General features: G+C 62.8%; 23 protein-coding genes. 14 read left to right on the forward strand and 9 right to left on the reverse strand.

Going from position 1 to position 23,152, the window contains the following annotated elements:
• The first annotated feature begins 34 nt into the window (after positions 1-34).
• The 3 genes from DFO46_RS03230 to DFO46_RS03240 all read left to right on the forward strand — a co-directional run bounded on the left by DFO46_RS03230 (position 35) and on the right by DFO46_RS03240 (position 4,481).
• Positions 35-2,593, forward strand: coding sequence for a hypothetical protein (locus DFO46_RS03230; RefSeq protein ID WP_120276313.1), 2,559 nt, complete (start codon positions 35-37; stop codon positions 2,591-2,593).
• A 158-nt stretch (positions 2,594-2,751) separates the two neighbouring features.
• On the forward strand, positions 2,752-3,693 hold the full coding sequence (locus DFO46_RS03235; protein ID WP_120276314.1) for an ABC transporter ATP-binding protein: 942 nt from the start codon (positions 2,752-2,754) through the stop codon (positions 3,691-3,693).
• On the forward strand, positions 3,690-4,481 hold the full coding sequence (locus tag DFO46_RS03240; protein WP_183041831.1) for an ABC transporter permease: 792 nt from the start codon (positions 3,690-3,692) through the stop codon (positions 4,479-4,481). The genes DFO46_RS03235 and DFO46_RS03240 overlap by 4 nt, the downstream gene beginning before the upstream one ends.
• A 72-nt stretch (positions 4,482-4,553) precedes the next feature.
• Here DFO46_RS03240 and rpoH read toward each other — a convergent pair whose 3' ends face one another.
• Complete coding sequence (rpoH, locus tag DFO46_RS03245) at positions 4,554-5,456, reverse strand: RNA polymerase sigma factor RpoH (protein ID WP_110791833.1); 903 nt, start codon at positions 5,454-5,456, stop codon at positions 4,554-4,556.
• A gap of 259 nt (positions 5,457-5,715) precedes the next feature.
• On the opposite strand from rpoH, the gene DFO46_RS03250 reads away from it, so the two are divergent.
• Positions 5,716-6,600, forward strand: a complete 885-nt coding sequence (locus DFO46_RS03250) for a DMT family transporter (protein ID WP_120276316.1) — start codon at positions 5,716-5,718, stop codon at positions 6,598-6,600.
• A gap of 15 nt (positions 6,601-6,615) precedes the next feature.
• Here the strand turns inward: DFO46_RS03250 and DFO46_RS03255 are convergent, their stop codons facing one another.
• Positions 6,616-7,644 (reverse strand): RluA family pseudouridine synthase, encoded by a 1,029-nt coding sequence (locus DFO46_RS03255; protein WP_120278119.1) that lies wholly within the window; start codon positions 7,642-7,644, stop codon positions 6,616-6,618.
• A gap of 165 nt (positions 7,645-7,809) precedes the next feature.
• Here DFO46_RS03255 and DFO46_RS03260 point away from each other — a divergent pair, with 165 nt between their 5' ends.
• Both DFO46_RS03260 and DFO46_RS03265 read left to right on the forward strand, forming a co-directional pair.
• Positions 7,810-8,196 carry a hypothetical protein gene (locus DFO46_RS03260; RefSeq protein WP_120276317.1) on the forward strand — a complete coding sequence of 129 codons (387 nt, stop codon included), beginning with the start codon at positions 7,810-7,812 and terminating at the stop codon, positions 8,194-8,196.
• Between the two features lie 6 nt (positions 8,197-8,202).
• Entirely contained in the window at positions 8,203-9,036 is an 834-nt protein-coding gene (locus DFO46_RS03265) for an RNA methyltransferase (protein WP_110791841.1), read from the forward strand.
• 5 nt (positions 9,037-9,041) lie between these two features.
• On the opposite strand, the gene DFO46_RS03270 is transcribed toward DFO46_RS03265, so the two are convergent.
• Together DFO46_RS03270 and DFO46_RS03275 are read right to left on the reverse strand one after the other, a co-directional pair.
• Positions 9,042-10,184 carry a hypothetical protein gene (locus DFO46_RS03270; protein ID WP_245422502.1) on the reverse strand — a complete coding sequence of 381 codons (1,143 nt, stop codon included), beginning with the start codon at positions 10,182-10,184 and terminating at the stop codon, positions 9,042-9,044.
• A gap of 196 nt (positions 10,185-10,380) precedes the next feature.
• Positions 10,381-10,968, reverse strand: a complete 588-nt coding sequence (locus tag DFO46_RS03275) for an EipA family protein (protein ID WP_120276318.1) — start codon at positions 10,966-10,968, stop codon at positions 10,381-10,383.
• 190 nt (positions 10,969-11,158) lie between these two features.
• Here DFO46_RS03275 and DFO46_RS03280 point away from each other — a divergent pair, with 190 nt between their 5' ends.
• Together DFO46_RS03280 and DFO46_RS03285 are read left to right on the forward strand one after the other, a co-directional pair.
• Entirely contained in the window at positions 11,159-11,800 is a 642-nt protein-coding gene (locus tag DFO46_RS03280; RefSeq protein ID WP_110791844.1) for a histidine phosphotransferase family protein, read from the forward strand.
• A gap of 110 nt (positions 11,801-11,910) precedes the next feature.
• The gene (locus tag DFO46_RS03285) at positions 11,911-12,279 is read left to right on the forward strand and encodes a response regulator (protein WP_165826223.1); all 369 of its coding nucleotides are present in this window, start codon (positions 11,911-11,913) and stop codon (positions 12,277-12,279) included.
• 184 nt (positions 12,280-12,463) lie between these two features.
• Here DFO46_RS03285 and ctrA read toward each other — a convergent pair whose 3' ends face one another.
• The gene (gene ctrA, locus DFO46_RS03290; protein WP_110791846.1) at positions 12,464-13,165 is read right to left on the reverse strand and encodes a cell cycle two-component system response regulator CtrA; all 702 of its coding nucleotides are present in this window, start codon (positions 13,163-13,165) and stop codon (positions 12,464-12,466) included.
• Positions 13,166-13,598: 433 nt separating this feature from the next.
• Here ctrA and DFO46_RS03295 point away from each other — a divergent pair, with 433 nt between their 5' ends.
• Positions 13,599-13,949 carry a flagellar export protein FliJ gene (locus tag DFO46_RS03295; protein ID WP_062279749.1) on the forward strand — a complete coding sequence of 117 codons (351 nt, stop codon included), beginning with the start codon at positions 13,599-13,601 and terminating at the stop codon, positions 13,947-13,949.
• A 92-nt stretch (positions 13,950-14,041) separates the two neighbouring features.
• Here DFO46_RS03295 and DFO46_RS03300 read toward each other — a convergent pair whose 3' ends face one another.
• Complete coding sequence (locus DFO46_RS03300; RefSeq protein ID WP_110791847.1) at positions 14,042-14,329, reverse strand: GNAT family N-acetyltransferase; 288 nt, start codon at positions 14,327-14,329, stop codon at positions 14,042-14,044.
• A gap of 105 nt (positions 14,330-14,434) precedes the next feature.
• On the opposite strand from DFO46_RS03300, the gene DFO46_RS03305 reads away from it, so the two are divergent.
• A complete protein-coding gene (locus DFO46_RS03305) occupies positions 14,435-14,896 on the forward strand; it encodes a paraquat-inducible protein A (protein WP_245422593.1) in 462 nt (153 codons plus the stop codon).
• 85 nt (positions 14,897-14,981) lie between these two features.
• On the opposite strand, the gene DFO46_RS03310 is transcribed toward DFO46_RS03305, so the two are convergent.
• Positions 14,982-15,257: a DUF1153 domain-containing protein gene (locus DFO46_RS03310; protein WP_110791849.1), complete on the reverse strand. Its 276-nt coding sequence runs from the start codon at positions 15,255-15,257 to the stop codon at positions 14,982-14,984.
• 401 nt (positions 15,258-15,658) lie between these two features.
• On the opposite strand from DFO46_RS03310, the gene DFO46_RS03315 reads away from it, so the two are divergent.
• Positions 15,659-16,399, forward strand: coding sequence for a helix-turn-helix transcriptional regulator (locus DFO46_RS03315; protein ID WP_120276320.1), 741 nt, complete (start codon positions 15,659-15,661; stop codon positions 16,397-16,399).
• A 70-nt stretch (positions 16,400-16,469) separates the two neighbouring features.
• On the opposite strand, the gene DFO46_RS03320 is transcribed toward DFO46_RS03315, so the two are convergent.
• Complete coding sequence (locus DFO46_RS03320) at positions 16,470-17,492, reverse strand: DUF2793 domain-containing protein (RefSeq protein WP_120276321.1); 1,023 nt, start codon at positions 17,490-17,492, stop codon at positions 16,470-16,472.
• Between the two features lie 129 nt (positions 17,493-17,621).
• Complete coding sequence (cysQ, locus tag DFO46_RS03325; protein WP_120278121.1) at positions 17,622-18,416, reverse strand: 3'(2'),5'-bisphosphate nucleotidase CysQ; 795 nt, start codon at positions 18,414-18,416, stop codon at positions 17,622-17,624.
• Positions 18,417-18,650: 234 nt separating this feature from the next.
• On the opposite strand from cysQ, the gene DFO46_RS03330 reads away from it, so the two are divergent.
• Genes DFO46_RS03330 through DFO46_RS03340 form a run of 3 tightly spaced genes read left to right on the forward strand, consistent with a single transcriptional unit; the run spans position 18,651 to position 23,149 of the window.
• Positions 18,651-19,904: a sarcosine oxidase subunit beta family protein gene (locus DFO46_RS03330; protein ID WP_110791854.1), complete on the forward strand. Its 1,254-nt coding sequence runs from the start codon at positions 18,651-18,653 to the stop codon at positions 19,902-19,904.
• A gap of 9 nt (positions 19,905-19,913) precedes the next feature.
• A complete protein-coding gene (locus DFO46_RS03335; RefSeq protein WP_120276322.1) occupies positions 19,914-20,195 on the forward strand; it encodes a sarcosine oxidase subunit delta in 282 nt (93 codons plus the stop codon).
• Positions 20,192-23,149: a sarcosine oxidase subunit alpha family protein gene (locus tag DFO46_RS03340; RefSeq protein WP_120276323.1), complete on the forward strand. Its 2,958-nt coding sequence runs from the start codon at positions 20,192-20,194 to the stop codon at positions 23,147-23,149. The genes DFO46_RS03335 and DFO46_RS03340 overlap by 4 nt, the downstream gene beginning before the upstream one ends.
• Positions 23,150-23,152: the final 3 nt, after the last annotated feature.

Below are 23,152 nucleotides of genomic sequence, written 5' to 3' on the forward strand. Positions count from 1 at the left end.
GGCACGGCGGGCCGGCTTTCAAGAGAAAGTGCTGATGGCTGACTTTATCGCAGTGATTCGACGGGCCGTGGACGGCCTGTCGAACAATACTCCGGAGATGCGTGCACGGGTCTATGAAAAGGCCCGTTCCGCCGTTGTCCGGCAGCTCGAGAACATGTCGCCGCGTCCGCCGGAGCATATGCTGCAGCGGCAGCTGGAAAAGCTCGATGCCGCGATCCGGGAAGTCGAGTCCGAGCATGCCGAGGCCTTGCCGGCCGTCGATGATGTCGCCGCACCTGCCTTTGAGCCGGAGGGTCAATGGCAGCCGGAAGATCAGGCAGAGCCCGAGCCGCAAACGCAGCCGGAACCGCAGCCCGTGTGGATGCAGACGGCATCCGAGCCGGTCTCCGAGCCAGAATACCCGGCACAGACCCGCATGGCCGAGCCGGAACCCGATCCTGCGATGCCGGCGGAAGACGTCGATCATGGCTATGGCGATCGCGATGACGCGCGGCAGGAGACCCCGGCACCAAGCGTGACGGGTGACGACTGGGCCGATGCGCATATGAGCGAGCCTGCGCCAGAGCCAGAGCCGCAAGTTCCTGTCGAGGAGCCCGTCGAGGTCGCCGATCGGATCGAGCCGGAGGAGCCTGTCGCTGCTGCCGAAACGGCGCCTGCCGTTTGGTCCGATCCTGATTACGGGATCACGGGTGACGAGACCGATTATGCCGGCATGTATGATGCCAAGGTATTTGGTGATGCCGAGGTGCGCGACGTCGCTTCGGTGCCGGAGGAACGCCCGGAGCCTGTTTTTGAACACGCGCCGGAGCCGCAGGTCGAGACGGCCTCTCAGCCGGCAGAGCCTGCCTTTACCGGCTGGGCCGATGCGCCGCAGCATGATGTCGCCGCCGAACACCATCCCGAACCTGTCTGGGGCGAGGTTGCAGATCATGCAGCGCCGGCCGAAGCCGTCGAATCGCCGGTCGAACCCGAAGCTTATGCCGCCCCGGCGGTCGAGCCGAAGTCGGCGGTTCTGGATGCCGTCGACGACTGGCTGCAGAGCCGTGCCGCCGACCCGACACCCGTCATTCCGCCGGCCAGCTGGGATCTGCCGCCCGCCGTCGAATCCGCTGCCAACCGCGTTCCGGAGCTTCCGGAGATCGATACGGCACCCGTTTCCGTCTCCTACACGCCGACGGACGAGTTCCCGGCTTATGACGAGCCGGTGCGGGTCGAGGTGGAGCAGGACTTCCCCGTGCCCGCCGGCCTGCGGCTTGAGGATAGCCAGCCGGACGCCTTCGGCACGGTTGCCTCTGCGCCAGCCGTCGCGGCCACGGCGGCCAGCGTCGAGCCCGACGATTTCAGCCAGTGGTTCCGTGACAATGTCGATGCCCAGCCGGCACCGGCAAGCAGCGCCGCATCGGCCACGGACATGCCGGCGACGCCGGAATGGGATGCGCATCTGTCGACTTTCTCGCCGGATGGCAAGGGTCCCGTCATCGACCAGGACAACGATGTCGGCCGGATGATGGGCGGCTACGACCAGCCGGCCTATCGGCTGGAGCCGAAGAAGCGCCGCAGTCTCGCGCCGATCATTCTCGGTGCGGTCGGCGTGCTGCTGATCGCGGGCATTGGTTACGCGGGCTGGACATGGCGTGACGACATCGGCGGCATGGTGGCAAGCCTGACCGGCGAGCCGGAAACGGCGACCGACGGCGCGACGACGACCCCGGTGAGCACCACGACGCCGCCTGCAGAACAGGCGCCTGCGACGAGCGCGCCCGCCACATCCACGCCGGCTACGGCCACGGCAACGCCTGCGGATGAAGGTGCTGCTGCGGGACAGAAGTTTACCCAGAGGCTGCGCGCCGACGGCACCGAGATCGATGAAGGGGCAGGCGCAGCACCGGCCGGATCCAGCGAAGAAGGCCGCTCCGTCTCGGCCCAGACCGTTGCCTCGACCATCGAGCCGACGGACGTTCCGGTGGCACAGAATACGCCAACCGCCGGGCCGGCGCCGACCAACGGCGCTTCCACGGCATCTCCGATCGCGGGCGGCGAGAAGCTGTTCCTCTATGAAGAGCGTATCGGCCAGGCGACCCCGGTCGCCGTTCCCGGCTCCATCACCTGGACCGCCGTGCGCGAAACCGGGGCCGACGGCAAGCCGGATCCGCAGATCCAGGGCAAGATCAACGTGCCGGATCGCGGCATCTCGGCGCTCGTCACGATCAAGCGCAACACCGACAATTCGCTGCCGGCGAGCCACATCATCGAAGTGGTGTTCTCCGTGCCTGCCGATTTCGAGGGGGGCGCGATCGACAACCTGCAGCGCATCGCGATGAAACGCACCGAACAGGATCGCGGAGACCCGCTCGTCGCCGTCACGGCCAAGGTCACGGACGATACCTATCTGGTGGCGCTCAACGACTTCGCCGATGTGGTCAAGCGCAATATGGAACTGCTCTCCACCCGCGGCTGGATCGACATCCCCGTCACCTACCGCAATGGCCGCCGCGCGCTCCTAACCTTCGACAAGGGCACGCAAGGGGCCAATGTCTTCCAGCAGGTGATGCGCGAGTGGGATGCGCTCGCACCGGCCACACCGGCGAACTGAGCGATACCATTCCGATGAAAACACATCCGCCGAGAGAGATTTCGGCGGATTTTTTCATTTTGACGCCAGGTCGAAACCTTGGCTGACGATGGGCTTCATACAATTGACGTGCTCGGTTTCGATCCTCGGGCCGGCAACGAAAAAACAGGAAAGTGCCAATGGCAGCGATTGTGGACGACATGCGCCGAGGGGCGGTACACCTGTCGACGGAGCCGGCTATTTCGTTCATCTCGGTCGACAAGAGGTTCGGCCGCGGCAGGTCCTCGGTACTGGCGCTGGATGGGCTCAGCCTGTCTGTGCCGAAAGGATCCGTCTATGGCCTGCTCGGTCCGAACGGCGCCGGCAAGAGCACGCTGCTCAGGATCCTGGCAGGGTTGCTGACGGCGGATCGTGGCGATGTGCTGATCTTCGGCGCGCCGGCGGCGCCTGCCAATCGCCGCCGACTTGGCATGTTGATTGAAGCGCCGAGCTTCTATCCTTTCCTGACGGCCCGCGAGCACCTGCAGATGCTGGCCCGTTTCACCGGTACCGGGGCGCTGGTCGAACCCGTCTTGCGACGGATCGGGCTGGAAAAGGCGGCGGACAAGGCCGTGTCCGGTTTCTCGCTCGGCATGAAGCAGCGGCTCGGGATCGGCTGTGCGCTGATCGGCCAGCCCGAGGCGATCATCCTGGACGAGCCGACCAACGGGCTCGATCCCGACGGCATCCTCGAAATGCGTGCCCTGATCGACGAACTTGCCCATCGCGACGGCCTGACGGTGCTATTGTCCAGCCATCTTCTCGACGAAGTTCAGAGGGTCTGCGACCGGGTGGCCATTCTTCAGCATGGGCGACTGGTCGCGGAAGGTGCCGTTGCCGACCTGCTTGACCGCGAGGGTCGCTTCTTTCTGTTGGTCGATACGCCGGACACCCTTCTCGAAAAGCTGGGCTCAAGGGCCGAAGCGGGCGACGGCGGTGTCTATGTGAAGATCGACAGAGAGCAGGTTCCCGATCTCATCGCGTCCCTGGCTGGCGCCGGGATGCGCATCCACGAAGCGAAATGGGTCAAGCCAGATCTCGAAACCGTCTTTCTCTCGCAGACACGGGAGGCTGGCCGATGAGACCGCTGCTCTCTGCGGAAATGCTGAAGCTGTCGCGCCAGCCCGCGATCCTGTTCTGGGGTTTCCTGTCCGTGCCACTCGTCGCGCTTCTGTTCAAGCTGGTCGTCGAGGGGCTGCTCTTCGTGCGCCTGGGGCGTCAGGGTGGCGACGATGTCGATATCTTCCTCTCGGCCGCGAAGAGCCTCAACCTGTCCGGCAATTCAATCGGACAGCTCATCTATGCCATCGGCATCGCCTCGGTCTTCTTTCTCGAATACCGCCATGCAACCTGGCGGGTTCTGGTCCCGCGACAGCCGCGTGTCCAGCTGTTCGCAGCAAAGGGCTTGCTCTGCCTGATGTGGCTGGCGCTGGGGCTGCTGGTCGCCGCAATCGGCGACGCGGCGATCAACCTTGGTCTATCCGTCCTGAAAGGGCAGGGCGGCGGGCCTGTCTTCTCCGGAGCCTCCTTCGTCATCTTCGTGGCTGCTTTCGGGGTCGCCCTGCTCGAACTCACTGTGCTCACGGCTTTCGTCGCCACGCTTGTGGTCTTCTTCCGCTCGATGATCGCGGCCGTCATCCCGGCATTTCTGCTCGCCATCGGCTCCACCGTGCTGCAGCTCTATCTCGGGGCGGATGCGGACCGGCTGCCGCTTCCAAGTTATGCCGCGCAGTGGATGCGCGACTGGGTGATCATGGGGGGATCGCCGCTCGCAGGCCTGACCGGCCTCGGGGTGCTTGCCGGCTGGGCAATCATCCTGTTTGCGCTCGGGGTCTATCTGTTTTCGCGCCAGCAGTTGGCAACGGAATAGGGGGCAGCCACAAAAAAAGCCGCCCGATCTTTCGGGCGGCTTGCAGGCTTTCGTTCAGAGATATCGGAAGGCTTAGGCCTCGACCACCCGCAGCGCCTTGGCCCGTTCCAGGGCGTCCTTCTGGACAGCTTCCTGGACCTTTTCGAAGGCGCGCACCTCGATCTGGCGGACGCGTTCGCGGCTGATGTCGAACTCGGAGGAGAGTTCTTCCAGCGTGACCGGGTCTTCGGCGAGACGGCGGGCCTCGAAGATGCGGCGCTCGCGCTCGTTGAGGACGCTCATCGCCCGCTGCAGCATGCGGCGGCGGGTGTCCAGCTCGTCCTGTTCGATGAGCACGGCTTCCTGGCTCTCGTGATCGTCGACCAGCCAATCCTGCCACTGGCCGCTTTCGCCTTCGGCCGCGCGCAAGGGCGCATTCAGCGAGGCATCGCCGGAGAGGCGGCGGTTCATCGAGATGACCTCCTCCTCCGAGACGTTCAGCTTGGTGGCGATTTCGGCCACCTGATCGGGCTTCAGGTCACCTTCTTCGATGGCCTGGATCTTGCCCTTGAGGCGACGCAGATTGAAGAACAGGCGCTTCTGATTGGCGGTCGTGCCCATCTTGACCAGCGACCACGAGCGCAGGATGTATTCCTGGATCGAGGCCTTGATCCACCACATGGCATAGGTCGCCAGGCGGAAGCCGCGCTCGGGATCGAATTTCTTGACCGCCTGCATCAGGCCGACATTGCCTTCCGAAACGACTTCGCCGATCGGCAGGCCATAGCCACGGTAACCCATGGCGATCTTCGCCACGAGGCGCAGATGGCTCGTGACCATCCGGTGCGCCGCGTCGCGGTCGCCATGTTCGGCATAACGCTTGGCAAGCATGTATTCTTCCTGGGGTTCCAGCATGGGGAACTTGCGGATTTCGTCCAGGTAGCGATTGAGGCCGGCTTCACCGGCGGTGATGGAAGGCAAACTGTTGCGGGCCATATAGCACCCCTCTTTCTTCGTGGACTCCCAATATTCCGGCGAGTCCCATCTCCGTGGATCTCTCTATCCCACAGAAATCCGTATGACAGATAAGTATGGCAAAACGGCGATACAAGATTTGCGTTCCCTCACGAGAGCGTGACGGAGTGTTCGAAATTCGGGATAATCGAAGGCGTCGGACAACGTCGTCTGATGACGCCATGGTGGCAGTTGTGGTCTGCTATAAACATCGCATTGTTTATGGATTTCAGAGGTTCCCATGCCCATGTCGACCTATTCGCGTGGCTTGATCGCCGTCACGGCCGCGACGTTTGCGCTGTCCACGGCGGGGTTGATGACGCGGCTTGTCTCCATCGACGGGCCGACGCTGCTTTTTCTGCGGGGCTTGATCGCCGGTCTCTTTCTGCTCCTTTGCCTGGTCGTGACGGCGCGGGGGCGTGTGGTGGCCGACTTCGTCCGGCTCGGCTGGTCGGGGCTTCTGATCTGCGCCACGTCGGCCGCCTGTGCCGTCCTGTTCATCGGCGCGCTCTACACGACCTCGGTTGCCCATGTGGCGATCATCTTTGCGACCTGCCCGTTTATCGCGGCTGGCCTCGGCTTCCTGCTGCTTGGCGAGCGGCCCGGCCGCGTCGCCCTTGTCGCCAGCGGTGTGGCCATGGCCGGCGTGGCGGTGATGATCGGCAGCGGCGAGGAGGGGGCGCTTCTCGGCGATCTGCTTGCCTTCGCCATGACCGGGATGGTCGCGCTTTGGACCGTGCTGATCCGCCGCCATCCGGACAAGCCGGCGCTGCCGTGTTCCGTCGTCTCCTGTTTCCTGAGCGCGGCCGTTGCGCTGCCGTTTGCCGCGCCGTTTGCCACCTCAAGCCATGACCTTTCGGTCGTGCTCGGCTTTGGCGTCCTGGCCTTCTCGCTGGGCTTTCTGCTGCTGACCCTCGGCGCGCGGGATGTGCCGCCGGTGGAATCGGCGCTGATCGGCGCTCTGGATGCGCCGCTCGCGCCCTTCTGGGTCTGGCTCGTCATCGGTGACCAGCCATCGCCGACGACCATCATTGGTGGCGTGGTGGTTCTTGCCGCCGTCGTCGGGCATGTGCTGGTCTCGCGCCATGCGCCGCCACCGCTTGCCGTGCTGCCGCTCGATCCGTAACGACGATTGCCCGCGTCACATCGCCTTCAGGGCGTCGATCACCTTCTGCAGATCGGCCGGGATCGGGGCTTCGAAGTGCATGGTCTTGCCTGATGTCGGATGCTCGAAGGCAAGCAGATAGGCGTGCAGCGCCTGGCGGTGGAACTTGTTGACGGCGCGCTTGGCGTCATCAGGCAAAAGGTTCGCCTTGGTCTTGAAGGCTGCGCCATATTCCTGGTCGCCGACCAGCGGATTGCCGATATGGGCCATGTGCACGCGGATCTGGTGGGTGCGGCCGGTTTCCAGCCGGCATTCGACCAGCGAGGCGAGGCAGGTCGCATCCGGCTTTTCGCCGTAGCGCTCCAGCACCGTGTAATGGGTGATGGCCTCGCGGGCGTCGTCGGTGTCCTCGCGCTTGACGGTCCGCTTCGTGCGGTCGGCACCGGAGCGGCCAAGGGCCGCATCGATCGTGCCGGCGAGCGAGCGTGGACGGCCCCAGACGACGGCACGATAGGCGCGCTCCAGCGGCCCGGTGCGGCCATGGTCGGCAAACTGGTCGGCGAGGTGGCGGTGGGCGATGTCGTTCTTGGCTACGACCATGACGCCCGACGTGTCCTTGTCGAGGCGGTGCACGATGCCGGGGCGCTTGACGCCGCCGATGCCGGAGAGGCTGTCGCCGCAATGATAGATCAGCGCATTGACAAGCGTGCCGTGCCAGTTGCCCGCACCCGGATGGACAACGAGGCCCGGCGGCTTGGCAATGACGATCAGGTCCTTGTCCTCGTAGAGGACTTCGAGCGGGATGTTCTCACCCTTCGGCTGCGGGTCCTCAGGCGCCGGCAGATCGATGACGACGCTGTCGCCGGTCTTGATCTTGCGGTTGGGCGAATCCAGCAAAACGCCGTTGACCTGCACCGCCCCTTGTTCGATCAGCGCCTTGACGCGGTTGCGCGAGAACTCGGCCCCGAGCGCTGCCGTCAGCCAGGCGTCGATGCGGCCTGCGGCATCCGCGTCGGCAATCAGCTCTTTTCTTGCGGCGGTGCTTTCGGTAAAGGGGGCGGTCATCGTGTCATTCCGTCTTTCTTCGACCGACGGTGCGGCCCGGTTTTCCTGCCATGTGGCACAGACCGGCGCCTTCGACAATCGATAGCCGGATGATTTTGCGCCCGGAGCCCCTTTGGGGACACCGTGGCTACGACCGTGAAGCTTTTTTAAGGACAGACCGCGACCATGACCCATCTCGACGACGAACAGGACGAAAAGCCGCTGGATCCGGCGATGGAAAACGTGCGCCGCAAGATGATCAAGCTGCAGATGGTCTCAGGCGGCATCATGGCGGTGATGTTTCTCGCGGTGCTTGTCGCCATCGGCTACAAGCTGACGCGCGACGACGGGCGCTCTGCGCCGGCTGCGACCGTCGCCCAGCCGTTTGCCGTCCCGTCCGGTCAGCCGCTGTCGCTGACCGCCGATCTGCCGGCCGGGTTCCGGGTTCTCTCCACCTCGCTCTCAGGAAGCCAGATGTTGATCCTTGGCGAGGCTGAAGGCGTCAAGAAGACGCTGGTCTTCGACCTCTCGCTCGGCCGCATCATTGCCGATGTCACGCTCTCGGAAAAGTAAGCATCAATGACTGGCGGGAGCCCGATCGAGATCACCGATCCCGCCGATCCGCGGATTGCCGAGTTCACTGACATCCGCGAACGCGATCTGACCGGCCGCCAAGGCCAGTTTATCGCCGAGGGCACAGTGGTGCTCTCGATGCTTGCCAAGGCGCATGCGGCGGGCGGGGATGTCGTTGCTGAAAAGCTGCTGATCCTCAAGAACCGGCTCGCCGGGCTCTCCGAGCTTCTGGCACTTTTTCCGGACGATATCCCTGTTTATGTCGCCGAAGCCCCGGTGCTCGACGCCATCGCCGGCTTTCACCTGCATCGCGGCGTGCTGGCGCTCGGGCGACGGCTGCCGCCACCCGACCTTGTGGAGCGGATCGCGGCGCTCTCCGAGGATGCGCTGGTGCTGGTGGGCTGCGGCATTTCCAACCATGACAACATCGGATCGCTGTTCAGAAACGCTGCCGGTTTCACCGCCGACGCCGTGCTGCTCGACGAGACCTGCTGCGATCCGCTGTATCGCAAGGCGCTGCGCGTCTCCGTCGGCTCCGTGCTGACCATGCCCTACAGCCGGCAAGGATCGGCAGACGGCGTGCTTGGCGCCCTTGCGGCTTCCGGGTTCGAGATCTGGGCCCTGTCTCCTTCCGGAGAGGTCGAGATCGGTGCGATTGCACCTAGCCGCCGTGTGGCGCTCGTCATGGGAACGGAAGGCGAGGGGTTGCCCAAGGCGATCCTGGAGAGCTTCCGTTCGGCCCGCATTGCCCAGGCCCCAGGGCTGGATAGTCTGAATGTCGGGACGGCGAGCGGGATTGCGCTTTATGCGATTGCCCGCGCCATGGGGCGGCTGGGCTGAGCAGCCTATTCTGCGGGAGACGGCACGCTTGCCGGCCGGCCGACCGAGGGGTCGAGCGCGAGGACACGATCGACCAGGCTGCGCGGCGCGTTGGCGCCACGGGCTGAAGGCTGGGCCATGAACTCGCCGATCGGCGACGGGCCTTCGCCCGAGGTTTCCCGCATCGAGGTCAGCAGGATCATCTTGGCGGCGATGTCGCCCAGTTCTTCACGCAACTGGTCATCCTCTGCGGCGGATGTCGCCTTCAGCAGGCGCTCCGTCAGCGCGGTCTGGCTATGGCGGATATCGCCTTCCAGCAGGTCTGGGCTAAGGCGCGGGGCGGGCGTCTGTTCGTCGAGCATGGTGTCCTCCGTCGTCTCGGGCAGAGGCAGGCCCGCCTGCTTGAGACTGCGCTGGGCGCTTCTCAGCTGCGCATTCGCCGATTTCAGCTTGGCTTTCAGCTCGGTGAGTTCCCGCTGCCGGCGTTCTAGCGCAGAGCCTGCATCCGCCCGTTCGGCCGCATCCCGCGCAAGACTGTCTTCCAGGCGCAAGACCTTGTGTTCTTCCTGGGTCAGGCGGAGTTCGGCATCCTTGGCGCGCTTGCCCAGCAGCTTGTTTTCGCGGCGCAGATCTTCGCGTTCGTCGCGCATGAACTGGATGCGCGTCTTCAGCGTATCGATCTCGGTGTCCCGGCTCATGGCCTCGATGCGCATGTGATCGATTTCGCTCACCAGGCGGCCGATGCGATGGGCGCGCTCCTCCAGTTCGACATCCTTGGCGGCCGCAGCCACTTCGACACGCTTCAGTGTTTCGCGGACGGTCGACAGATCGATATCGGCACGGCGAAGCCCGGAGCGCATGTCGGCGGCCTCGGTGCTCATCTCGTTGATCTGCGTCTTCAGGTCCTGATTTTCGGCAACCAGCCGCCCGGCTTCACCGGACAGGGTTTCATTCTGCAGCTTGAGGGCAATCGCCTTTTCGCGCTCACGGATCAGCTCGTGCTGGGTCTTGGCGTTTTCTGCGGCGTAGAGCGCGCGCACCATGTCCTTCTGGGCGCGGATCTCCTGCGGGCTCAGCGGCATGGTCGCCTTCAGGCGATTCTCGGTGTAGAGCACCACACGCCGATGGATCGCAGGCGCCAGCAGCATTGCCAGGAGGGCTGCGGCCATAAATCCCATTCCGAAAATCAGTGTATATTCAATCACGGTCGGGCCACAGCGTTCACATGAGCATTAAGGCATATTTAATCATGGTGCCCCCGTCGCGGCAAGGATTGCCGCGGGGAGCGCACCGGAATCTCTCAGTATGCCTAACGACAGAGCAGGACCAAGCTTGCGTCAGCCTGAGTTCCCTCCGGGCAGGATGTCAGAAGGGGTTCCAGGTGGGCGTGCGTGTGAGCTTCAGATAGCCGACATTGACGCCGAGGCGGGCACCGACGCCGGTGCGGATGGGAACCAGGATGACATCGCGGCTCTTCAGCACGGTCATGCCGACGCCGGCGACGATATAGGCCGAGCCGCTGACGCCGCCGTAACGGGCATAGAGCGTGTCGACATCCGGCAGGTCATAAACCAGCATCATGGTGCGGGTGCCGTTGCCACCATAGTCGATCCCGAGAGAAGGACCCTGCCAGAAGACATCGTGCTGGCCGACATTCTTCGTATAGAGCGTGCCTTCGCCATAGGTGAGGCCGGCGATCAGAGCGCCCGAACCTTCCTGACCGAGGATATAGCCGTTCGGCAGGCCGTATTGCTCGAAGGCCTGTTCGATGACCTTCGCCAAAGCGCCACTGGTCTCACCGAAGAAACCGTGCCCGGCATCGACCACTTCCTGGATCGAGTATTCACCGGCGGCCTGAACCTGGCGCGGGGCCACTGCCAGTCCGGACACGACGAAAGCTGCCAGAAGGAAGAGCCGCGCGGCAGGGAAGGAGCGGGTTATCAGGTGACGCATGGAGCCTCCTTGATGTGAAGTCGATGGATTCGGCTTCTTCGATGGGGGTAATTAAACCTAGCGATCATCATCTTAATAATCGGTTTACCAAATATGGTGTCATTATGGCCGACAAGGAATCCGGTGACACCGCAGCCCCATGTTCGTGCACGACCGCTGTGGTACCGATGACACTTCTCTGGAGACGACCATGGCGAAAAACCCCAATCTCACGCTCGCGGGTCCCGATCTCGCGGCCCTTTTGTGCAGCCGCGTCTGCCATGACGTGATCTCGCCGGTCGGTGCGATCAACAACGGGCTGGAACTGCTCGACGAAGGCGGTGCAGACGCCGATGCGATGGATCTCATCCGCACCAGCGCGCTCAACGCCTCCGTCCGCCTGAAATTCGCACGACTTGCCTTCGGCGCGTCCGGCTCGGTCGGCGCATCGATCGACACCGGCGAAGCGGAAAAGGCGGCCAAGGATTTCGCGGCGGCCGAGAAGAAGACGGAAGTTACCTGGAACGGCCCGCGCGCCATCATTGCGAAGAACCGGGTGAAGCTGCTGCTCAACCTGTTCCTCGTCGCCTATGGCGCGATCCCGCGCGGCGGTTCGCTCGACGTCACCCTTGAAGATCCCGAGACGGACGCCAAGTTCAAGATTGTCGCCAAGGGTCGCATGCTGCGCGTGCCGCCGAAGTACCAGGAAATCCTGTCGGGTCATCTGGAAGAGGCGGTCGATGCCCATACCATCCAGCCCTACTATACCGTTCTCCTCGCCGACGAGGCCGGCATGGAGTTGAAATGCGTGCCGAGCGAAGGCGAAATCGCGTTCACGGCCGAGGTCGTCTGAGCCGCTGGACCGTTTCGGGACAGTGCCTGTCCCGAGGCGGTAACGGTTCCTTAGGCGCTGTGGCATAAGGTGCGGGCAGAATTGTTATGTGCCCGGAAGCGGGAGGGGATATGGCCATGAAGCGCCTCATGATTGCAGACGGCTCGGACGTGGTTCGCAAGGTGGGTCGCAAGATCCTGTCGGAACTCGGCTTCCAGGTGGCGGATGCATCGACAGGTCGCGAGGCCCTGGTGCTTTGTGAGCGCGAGCTGCCCGATTTCCTGATCGTCGATGCTGCGATGGACGATGCTCTCGATCTCATCTCCAATGTGCGCGCCCTTCCGAACGGCAAGGACGTGAGGATCTACTACTGCGTCATCGAGGCGGAGCTGAAGGTGATGATGGCCGGCAAGCGCGCCGGCGCCAATGATTTCCTGCTGAAGCCCTTCGATCGCCAGATCCTGACGGCAACCTTCGGCGACAAGGCGATGGCGGCGTAAGAACGACCCTCGAACACGCATTCCCAAACGAATTCAGGCGGCACCTTGGGTGTCGCCTTTTTCATTTGCCTTCAGTCGGCGCTGGACCGGCCGAGATGGCAGGGTGGGGTTCCGCATCCCGATAACGCAAAAGGCCCGCATCGGATGATGCGGGCCTTTTGAGGCAACGTGTGCGGAGAACGGATCAGGCCGTTTCCATGTATTCCGCGCCATCCGGCTCGCGCAGCACGTAGCCGCGACCCCAGACGGTTTCGATGTAGTTGGCGCCACCGGCCGCATTTGCGAGCTTCTTGCGCAGCTTGCAGATGAAGACGTCGATGATCTTCAGTTCCGGTTCGTCCATGCCGCCATAGAGGTGGTTGAGGAACATTTCCTTGGTCAGCGTCGTGCCCTTGCGCAGCGAGAGCAGCTCGAGCATCTGGTATTCCTTGCCCGTGAGGTGAACGCGGGTGCCGCCGACTTCGACGGTCTTGGCGTCCAGGTTCACGATCAGCTCACCGGTGATGATGATGGACTGGGCATGACCCTTCGAGCGACGGACGATCGCGTGAATGCGGGCAACGAGCTCATCCTTGTGGAAGGGCTTCGTCATGTAGTCGTCGGCGCCGAAACCGAGACCGCGAACCTTGTCCTCGATGCCGGCCATGCCGGACAGGATGAGGATCGGGGTCTTCACCTTCGACAGGCGGAGCGTGCGAAGCACCTCGTAGCCGGACATGTCGGGGAGGTTGAGGTCGAGCAGAATGATATCGTAGTCGTAGAGCTTACCGAGATCGACACCTTCTTCGCCGAGATCGGTTGTATAGACGTTGAAGCTTTCCGATTTGAGCATCAGTTCGATGCTCTGAGCGGTCGCGCTGTCGTCTTCGATGAGTAGAACCCGCATATTTATCCCCTTTACCGCCGCCGAAAGGTCGAGATGTCCCCCTACGCGATACGGATCCAGTCGTTGCCTGATTTGCAGGCTGCCACCAAATGGTTAACAAATTCTGATTCCCTCTGGCAAGGTGTATCGGATTTATTAAGCAAAGATTTCAGCCTCATGATTTTGCATGTGTTTCGGTCATCGCCACACTTGAATCTGCGCCTCAGGTTTTACCCGTAACCGATTCATTTGACTCATCATTGTCATGTGCCGTTTTCCGGCGCTGGCATTTACTGACCCTTAAGTGATCCGCCTTATCATTAACGATGCCCGTAAACGAAAGGTTACCAAGGGTAGCTTTTTGTTAACGCCGCAGACTTTTTTTGGACGGTTCGCGGTCGGCGTGTTGAGTAGCAAGTGTGGCGGGGGGTCTCGCATCACGGGAGTATTGCGTATGAAGTCGCGTGAGAGCCTGGTTCGCCTGAAAGGTTTTCAGGTCACCGAAAAGCGTCGGCAGTTGCAGCAGTTGCAGTCGATGATGGCGGAGTTCGAACGGATGGCGAAGGAGCTCGAAGCTCAAATCGGCATCGAAGAGAAAAAATCCGGCATCACGGATCCCAATCATTTCGCCTATCCCACCTTCGCCAAGGCTGCTCGCCAGCGCGCGGACAATCTTCAGGTCTCGATCCGGGAACTGAAGGTCCAGCAGGAAGCCGCAGAACTGGCGTTGGAAGAGGCAGAAGCGGAATACCAGAAGGCCTCAGCGCTCGAAGAGCGTGACGGCCAGATGCGTGTTCGGGCCTGAATTAACGATTCAAGCCCATTGAGACCATAAAAAAGGCGGTCGCAGCTTTGCCTGCGCCCGCCTTCGTGCGTTTATGTGCCGGTATGCGACGCTCAGCTCTTGCGCACGTCGTTCCATTCCGGATGACGATCCATCTGCGCCTTCATGAAAGGGCAGAGGGGAATGATCTTCCAGCCGCCCTCGCGGGCGGCCTCGACTGCATGCTGAGCCAGCGCCTGGCCGACGCCCTTGCCGCGCAGTGAATCGGGTACTTGCGTGTGGTCGATGATAATCAGTGTCGGCGAAGCGCGGGAAAACGTCATTTCCGCCGGCTCCGAAATGCCTTCGACTTGGCCTAAATACCGTCCGCCCGAGGCGTGTTCTTCAGCTGCAATCTGCATGTCAGGTCCTCGTGTTGCCGCGATCTCCGGCTTCTGATTAACATCTGTGGTCGTTCGGCGGCAATGCAACGGCGCGTGACACAGCGTTCAGGATGGAGGGGCTTGTTGTCGATCTGGTCGAGAGCTGTGCTGCTCGTTTTCGCGCCCGCATGTCTGGCGCTCGGGGTGACGCTGCCGCTGATGCGGTTCGAAAGCTTCTACGTTCTGAAGCGCGAAGCTTCCCTGATCGAGATTGTTGCCGCGCTCTGGAATGGAGGCGACGCCGCACTGTCAGTGCTGGTGGCGCTGTTCTCGATCGTCTTTCCCCTCGCCAAGCTCGTGCTGGTTGCCGGGGAGAACCTCGCACCCAAGCGTTGCCTCGCGTCTGACCGGATCGGGCGTCTTGTGCCGCATCTGGCGCGCTGGTCAATGATGGACGTGTTTTTGGTCGCAATCGTCATCTTCGCAGCCAAGACCAGCGGCCTGACGGAGGCCTTTACCCAACCCGGGCTCTGGCTCTATGCGGGGTCGAGCCTGATGGTCGCCTTGCTGCACCACGCGCCGAACGCGGCCGGCGACAACGAGTAAAACCGGCAGGCGGGGCCATGCCGGTTTCGTGATGGGTCTTTTTCTGAAAAATCTTGGCGTACCGGGCCAGCCAGTACAAAACAGATTAATGGCGATACTGCTGGATGCGGGTGGTGCGCAGGCCGGGGAGGCCATGGTCGTTGATCGAGGACTGCCAGGAGAGGAATTCCTCGACTGTCAGCGTATAACGATCGCAGGCTTCTTCGAGGCTCAACAGGCCACCACGCACAGCCGCGACAACCTCTGCCTTGCGGCGGATCACCCAGCGGCGTGTGTTGGCCGGCGGAAGATCGGCAATTGTCAGAGGGCTGCCATCGGGGCCGATGACATATTTAACTCGTGGGCGGATCATTTCGGTCATTGGACTCTCTATACAAACTCAAGACCACACATCCGCATACTAGGAGCTATGCTTTAAAATTTGCCTAAGCAGGTTGTAAGCATTTGATAATAATTTCTCATTGCGTTCGTCGGCGAGATTCGTCGGAATCCGGCCTTACGCTGCGTAAAGTTGCGGCAAATGCATGGGAGTTATGCACGCTTCCCCGGTAGTCGCAGAGCGCAATTCGTGCGAAGTGGGCGCGAGAATGCCTTGGACGTCGTTCATCTGAACCGTCTGCATTCATTTTCTCCCCTTGCTGACGGTATCTACCCCGCAAGATCGGCGACAGGCCCGACTGATAGCTGTTCCGTATTGGAACGATTCTTTGTCCATGCACATGCCAATTCCGGCCGGACGTTCATCCGGTCGAAAGGAGTTCGATGTTTAGGCCGACTGAAGTGGCACGGCGCCACGATTTGGGTGCTCATGCCGAGATGACGGGGAACGACGCTGGATCGTCCGATTCCTTCGCGCGCGAGCTCGTCGCGCTGGGGCGCGCCTATGACTTCGACCACTGTCTTCTGGCACGCTTTCCGAAGGCCGATAGCCCGGAATTCTCGGCCAACCTGCTCGCGGCATCCTGGGCCGACGAATTGCGCCTTGCCTATGAACATGCGGAGATCTTTGCCGGCAGCCTTCTGGTGCAGCAATTGAAGCAGACGGCGCTGCCGATCTTTTCGATGGACAATCTGTTTCTGAGCAGTGCGGCGTCAGAAGCCCGCAATCCGGTTGCGGCCCTGTTCGAGCAGCATACGCCATCAGGCCATCTCGCCTTCAGCCTGCACGACCGGCACCAGACGCAGTATATCCTCGTCTATTCCGGGCGGGCCACCAAACCACGCCGGGAAGATATCGCCATGATGCAGCTCAGCGCGATGGAACTCATCGATCGCGGCGTGGAAAGTCTCGTGCCGCGGCCCGGCCCGAGGGAAAAGCTGTCGGCGCGGGAAATCGAGTGCCTGCGTTGGTCGGCGGCGGGGAAAAGCAGCGACGAGATCGCCATCATCCTCGACATTTCGAGCCACACGGTGGTCAGCTATCTGAAGAGCGCCATGCGCAAGCTGGAGGCGGTGAATCGCATGCAGGCGGTTGCTCGTGCCTGCCGCTACCGCCTTCTTTGACGCCGGTTTCCAATCATCATCCTGACAAGGGCGTCGCCACAAGCGGCGCCCTTGTTCTTTGTCGCGCCGATCACAACAGGAAGACGCAAAGCTCCGTGCGTCCGTATCCGAACTGATACTGCGCCGCATTCGCGTGACGCAGCGCCAGCGTATCGCCCGCGTCGAGCCAGACGAGCATCGTTACCCCTGACGTGCCGGCCGATCCGCTGTGACTGGCAATGTCACTCGCACCATTGCGGCTGACATGCAGCTGATGGGCGGCATCGTCGCACGACACCGTGAGTGCCAGGAGATAGTAGCCGGAGGCGGGTACGACCAGCGGCTTGCCATGGCCAGAGGCAAGGGGGCTGCCGAGCGCCATGTCTCCGCCGGAGAGATGCAATGTGTCGAAGCCCGTAAAGCTTCCTGCGGCAGGCGTGAAGGTGGCCGGTGCCAAGGCCGCGCGGGCCAGTGGTCGCTGGTCATGGTGGACATAACCCTCCGGCGAGATCCCGATCGCCTGGCGCCAGCCGGTCACGTCTCCATACATCTTGAAGGAGAAGCGGTCTTCGCCGGCCAGACCCATTTCGGTGCGGGCCTGCCAGTTGGACTGGAGGATGATGCTCGCGGTGTCGCCGGTCGACGCCTTGTTGATGGACAGGCGGTGGCTGTCGCCGGCATGGTTGAAGAGGCTGCCGGGCGACTGAACCAGCAGCCGGTTGTAGGCGTCTGCGGTGCCGGATATGCCGAGCCGGTCGAGGCTGAGCGCCTCGGGCAGGGCAGGGGTCTGCCAGTCGCTGCCGTCGAAGATCTTCACTGTTGCGCTGTCGCGGAAGACGGCCTGCCAGCCCGCCTGTGGAACAATGAAGGTCCAGGCGCCATCCTGGCGCACGGCAAGCGTGCCGTCATGGCCGGCAAAGGCTGCCGTACCCGGCCCAGGGATCCACAGGGTTTCGCCCTCGGCCGTGCTTGCCGGAGGATCGACGCTCTCGCCATCGATGACGAGCTGGACCACGGCGTCGAGCCGCAGCAGGGCTTCATTGTGGGTCACGTGTTTTTGCGCCTGTGCGGGCAGGATGAACGGCAGTTCAAGGCGGGTGGTGGTGTCTGGCATCGGCTTCTCCCCATTGTTTCCGGCTGCGGGATGCAGCAGCGGTGGTCGAGGGAGAAGTATGAGGCCGCGGCGAAGGTGGGGGATGAAATTGCACGACCTTCATTGATTTCATTCTGGAAATTCCAAAATTCATCCCCGCTTTTGCGCGTCCGCCCAGGCGATGAAGTTTGGGTTGGCGAAGGGCGCGTCTTCCTGGCTGTGCTTGCCATAGAGAAGCGGTGTGCCATTTGTGGTCAGCGTCAGGCCACCGGCGGCGCGCAGAACAGCGTCGCCTGCGGCCGTATCCCATTCCATCGTGCGGCCGAAGCGGGGATAGATATCGGCTTTTCCTTCAGCCAGCAGGCAGAATTTGAGCGAGGAACCGACGGCCCGGCGATCGGGAATGCCGGCCTCGTCGATGAAGGCCATGGTCGCTTCGCTGTTGTGCGAGCGGCTGACCAGGGCGCATGGGGCGGGCGGGCGCAGGCGGGTGCGGATGGGGCGCCGGTCCGTGACGTCGTAGCCGGGGCCGATCGTCAGCCGTTCCGCCGCACCGTCCGCGCCGAGATAGGCGCTGCCGAGGGCCGGTGCGTAGACGACGCCTGCAATCGGCACCCCGCCCCGGACGAGCGCAATGTTGACGGTGAAGTCGTCATGGCCGCCGATGAATTCGCGCGTGCCGTCGAGCGGGTCGACGAGGATGAAGGTGCCGCCGGAGATGTCGGGCAGGCGACCGGCGGCGGCTTCCTCCTCGGCGACGACAGGGATGTCCGGCAGGTCCTTGGAAAGCGCGGTGAGAATTATGCGCTCGGCCGCTTCATCGGCCTCCGTCACCGGCGTCTTGTCGCCCTTGAGGCGAATGTCCGGGCCAGCGCTGTAGATCTCGAGAATGATCGGCCCAACGGACAGGGCTGCCTTTTCGAACAGCGTCAAGATCTCCGTCATCGCAGGCATTTCATTCTCCTCGGGGCATTTTCTCTTCCGCACATCCTTCGATGTAGAGCGAGAGGCGCCACTTGGGAAGCCGCGTGATTGCCTGCCGCAAGTGGCTGCGACTTTCGTGCTGCACTGCGGCCAAACCTGTGTCGCATGTCTCAAACAGCATAGATTTTGTCCTGATCGCGCTTGCTCTTTGTGACGCCTATGCGAATGTGCAGCGACATTTGCAGAGGTTGTTCGATGCGTTATTCCGCCCTTTCGATCTTCCGCCAGGCGCTTTCCGGCAACCGGAACTGGGCGCCGATGTGGCGCGAGCCGCAGCCGAAACCGCATTACGACGTCATCATCGTCGGCGGCGGCGGGCATGGGTTGGCGACCGCCTATTACCTTGCCAAGGAATTCGGCATCACCAATGTCGCCGTCATCGAGAAGGGCTATCTCGGCGGCGGCAATGTCGGGCGCAATACCACGATCATCCGCTCGAACTACATGCTCGAGGGCAACGAGCCCTTTTACGAGATGTCGATGAAGCTGTGGGAAGGCCTGGAACAGGACTTCAACTACAATGCCATGGTTTCGCAGCGCGGCATCGTCAATCTCTTCCATTCCGACGGTCAGCGCGATGCCTATGCGCGGCGCGGCAATGCGATGATGATGCATGGGGTGAAGGCCGAACTGCTCGACCGCGAGCAGGTGCGCCAGATGATGCCTTATCTGAACTTCGACCATGCGCGCTTCCCGATCATGGGCGGGTTGTTGCAGCGACGCGGTGGCACGGCCCGCCATGATGCGGTGGCCTGGGGCTATGGGCGCGGCGCCGACGAGCGCGGCGTCGATCTCATCCAGCAGTGCGAAGTGACCGGCATCCGCCGCGACGACCTCGGCCAGGTGACCGGCGTCGAGACGACGAAGGGTTTCATCGGCTGCAACAAGCTGGCGCTCGCGACCGCCGGCCATACCTCCGTCACCGGCAAGATGGCAGGGCTCGATCTGCCGATCGAGACGCATGTGCTGCAGGCCTTCGTGTCCGAGGGCATCAAGCCCGTGATCGACAATGTCATCACCTATGGCGCGGGACATTTCTATATCTCGCAGTCCGACAAGGGCGGTTTGGTCTTCGGGGCCGACATCGACTATTATTCCTCCTATGCCCAGCGCGGCAATCTCGCGACCGTCGAGCATACGATAGAGGAAGGGGTTTCTCTTATCCCGGGTCTCTCCCGCGTGCGCGTGCTGCGCGCCTGGGGCGGGGTCATGGATATGTCGATGGACGGCTCGCCGATCATCGACCGCACGCCGATCGACAATCTCTACCTGAATTGCGGCTGGTGTTACGGCGGCTTCAAGGCGACGCCGGCGTCCGGCTTCTGTTTTGCCCATCTGATCGCCAAGAACGAACCCCATCCCGTGGCCCGCCTTTTGCGCCTCGACCGATTCGAGCGCGGCTTTGCCGTCGACGAAGGCGGCAAGGGTCCCCAACCGAACCTGCATTGAGACATCGCCATGGCCAGCCTGATTACCTGTCCGCATTGCGGCGTCCGTCCCAAGGAAGAGTTCAGCATTCGCGGCGACGCGAGCCCGGTCCGTCCGGCGCCCGGTGCACCCGACGAAGCGTGGGTGCGATACGTCTTTCTTCGCGACAATCCGAAGGGCCGGATTGTCGAGCACTGGCACCACACGGCCGGCTGCCGGCGCTGGCTGGTGGTCGAGCGCGACAATGCTGGGAGCCACGAGGTCTATAACGTGACCGATGCGAGCACTTATGCGAAGGAGGGCGCACGATGAGTGGTTTCAGGCTTTCCTCCGGCGGGCTCGTCAATCGCGCCCGCACCCTTTCCTTCTCGTTCGATGGTCAGACCTATACCGGTTTCGAAGGCGATACGCTGGCCTCTGCCCTGATCGCCAATGACCAGCTTCTGGTCGGACGTTCGTTCAAATATCACCGCCCGCGCGGCATCGTGACGGCGGGTGCGGCCGAGCCGAATGCGCTGGTGACGATCGGCAAGGACGGTCGCACCGAGCCGAATACGCGGGCAACTGTCGCCGAGCTCTATCAGGGGCTCGAAGCCAACAGCCAGAACCGCTGGCCGTCGCTGAAATACGATATCGGCGCGGTCAACAGCCTGTTGTCGCCGTTCCTCTCGGCCGGCTTCTACTACAAGACCTTCATGTGGCCGAAGGCCTTCTGGGAGAAGGTTTATGAGCCCGTTATCCGCAGGGCTGCCGGTCTGGGCAAGACGCCGTTCCTGCCAGATCCCGATCGCTACGAAAAGGCCTGGGCGCATTGCGACCTCCTGGTGATCGGCGCCGGTCCGGCCGGATTGATGGCGGCGCGGGCCGCCGCGCGCGCGGGGCTGCGGGTGATCCTGGCGGATGAGGGGTTCCGGCTTGGCGGATCGCTGCTTTCCGAGCGCGTCACTGTCGGCGGCGTGCCGGCGGCCGAGTATGCGGCCTCCGTCGTCGAGGAGCTGAAGAGCCTTTCCAACGTCACGCTGATGCCGCGCACCACCGTGTTCGGCTGGTATGACGACAATGTCTTCGGTGCCGTCGAAAAGGTGCAGAAGCATGTCGCACAGCCGACCAGCGAGCTGCCGGTCGAGCGCGTATGGCGTATCGTCGCCAAGCGGGCGATCCTGGCTTCGGGGGCGGAGGAGCGCCCGCTGGTCTTTGGCGGCAATGACAGACCGGGCGTGATGACGTCTGGCGCCGTGCGCAGCTATCTCAATCGCTACGGCGTCGCCGCCGGTCAGAACGTCGCCATATTTACCAATGGCGGTGCTGGCTATCGTACGGCGGCCGATCTCGTCGCTGCCGGTGTCGGCGTTGCTGCTATCATCGACGGTCGTGCGCAGTCTTCGGATGTTGCTCCATCCGGTGTGCGGGTGATCCGTGGCGGTTCCGTCGTCGACACCAAGGGGTATTACCGGATCAAGGGTCTGATCGCCGAACGCGTCGGCCATCAGGAAGAAATCGCCTGCGATGCGCTGGCCATGAGCGGCGGCTATAGCCCGATCGTGCATCTCGCTTGCCAGCGCGGGGCCAAGCCCACCTGGTCGGAAGAGCATCAGGCCTTCCTGGCGCCCGATGTGGGGCAGGGGCTGCGGATCGCCGGCTCGGCTGCCGGTCATGCCTCTCTTTCCGCCGTTTTGCGCGATGGCGCAGACAAGGCGCATGAGGCGATCGGCGATCTCGGCCGGCTTGTCGGCAATGTCGATGTGCCCGAGGTCGAGGGCGAATTCGACGCGAGCTTTGCGCCGCTCTGGTATGTGCCGGGCGCCAAGTCCAAGGCCTTTGTCGACTTCCAGAACGATGTGCATGTGAAGGACCTGAGCCTTGCCCAGCGCGAGGCCATGGGGCATGTCGAGCACAGCAAGCGCTACACGACCGGCGGCATGGCGACCGATCAGGGCAAGCTCGGCAATGTCGCAACGATTGGCATCATGGCCGGCATGCGCGGTGTCTCGCCGGCCGAAATCGGCACCACGACCTTCCGGCCCTTCTACACGCCCGTTTCCTTTGGTGCGATGGCGGGCACCTCGCGCGGTGAACATTCGCGGCCCGTGCGCACCTCGCCGCTGCATGGCTGGGCGAAGAAAAATGGCGCGGTCTTCGTCGAATCCGGCCTCTGGTATCGCTCCTCCTGGTTCCCGCGCGATGGCGAGAAGACCTGGCGCGAGGCCGTTGACCGCGAAGTGCTGAATATCAGGGCCAATGCCGGCATCTGCGATGTCTCCACCCTCGGCAAGATCGAGATCTTCGGCAAGGATGCGGCGGAATTCCTCAACCGCGTCTACTCCAACGCCTTCCTCAAGCTTCCCGTCGGCAAGGCCCGCTACGGGCTGATGCTGCGCGAAGACGGGATGATCTACGACGACGGCACGACGAGCCGCATCTCGGACGAGCATTTCTTCATGACCACGACCACGGCCTATGCCGGCGAGGTGATGACGCATCTGGAATTCTGTTCACAGGTTCTCTGGCCGGATCTCGACGTTCGCTTCGTCTCCTCCAGCGATCAGTGGGCGCAGATGTCGGTCGCGGGTCCGAAGGCGCGGATCATCCTCGAACAGATCATCGAAGACGATATCTCCGACGAGGCCTTCCCCTTCCTCTCGGCGCGTGAGGTGCTGCTCAAGGGGGGCTTGAAGGCGCGGCTGTTCCGCATTTCCTTCTCCGGCGAACTCGCCTTTGAAGTGGCGGTGCCGGCCAACTATGGCGAAGCGGTCGCCGATGCGATCATGGCGGCCGGCAAGCCGCATGGCATCTGCGCTTACGGTGTCGAGGCGCTCAACGTTCTGCGTATCGAAAAGGGCTTCATCACCCACAGCGAAATCGATGGGCGCACGACGCCAGACGATGTCGGCCTCGGCAAGATGTTCTCGACGCAGAAGGCCGATTTTATCGGCAAGCGTTTGTCGAGCCGTTTTGGCCTCACCGCTGCTGATCGTCCGCAACTCGTGGGCCTGAAGCCTGTCGATCGCGACAAGAGTTTTGCTGCCGGCGCGCATCTGCTGAAGGAAAACGTCAAACCTTCGACGCTGAACGATCAGGGCTGGGTGTCCTCCGTCTGCCATTCGCCGACGCTCGGGCACACGATTGGCCTCGCCTTCCTGAAATCCGGCCGCGAGCGGTTGGGCGAGAAGATCGTCGTCTGGGACGGCCTGCGCGGTTCGGAAGTGCTGGCCGAGGTCGTCAGCCCCGTCTTCTACGACCCCGACAACAAGAAACTGAACCTGTGAGGA

This window comes from Rhizobium sp. AG855 (assembly GCF_003610655.1).
Lineage (GTDB): Bacteria > Pseudomonadota > Alphaproteobacteria > Rhizobiales > Rhizobiaceae > Allorhizobium > Allorhizobium wuzhouense.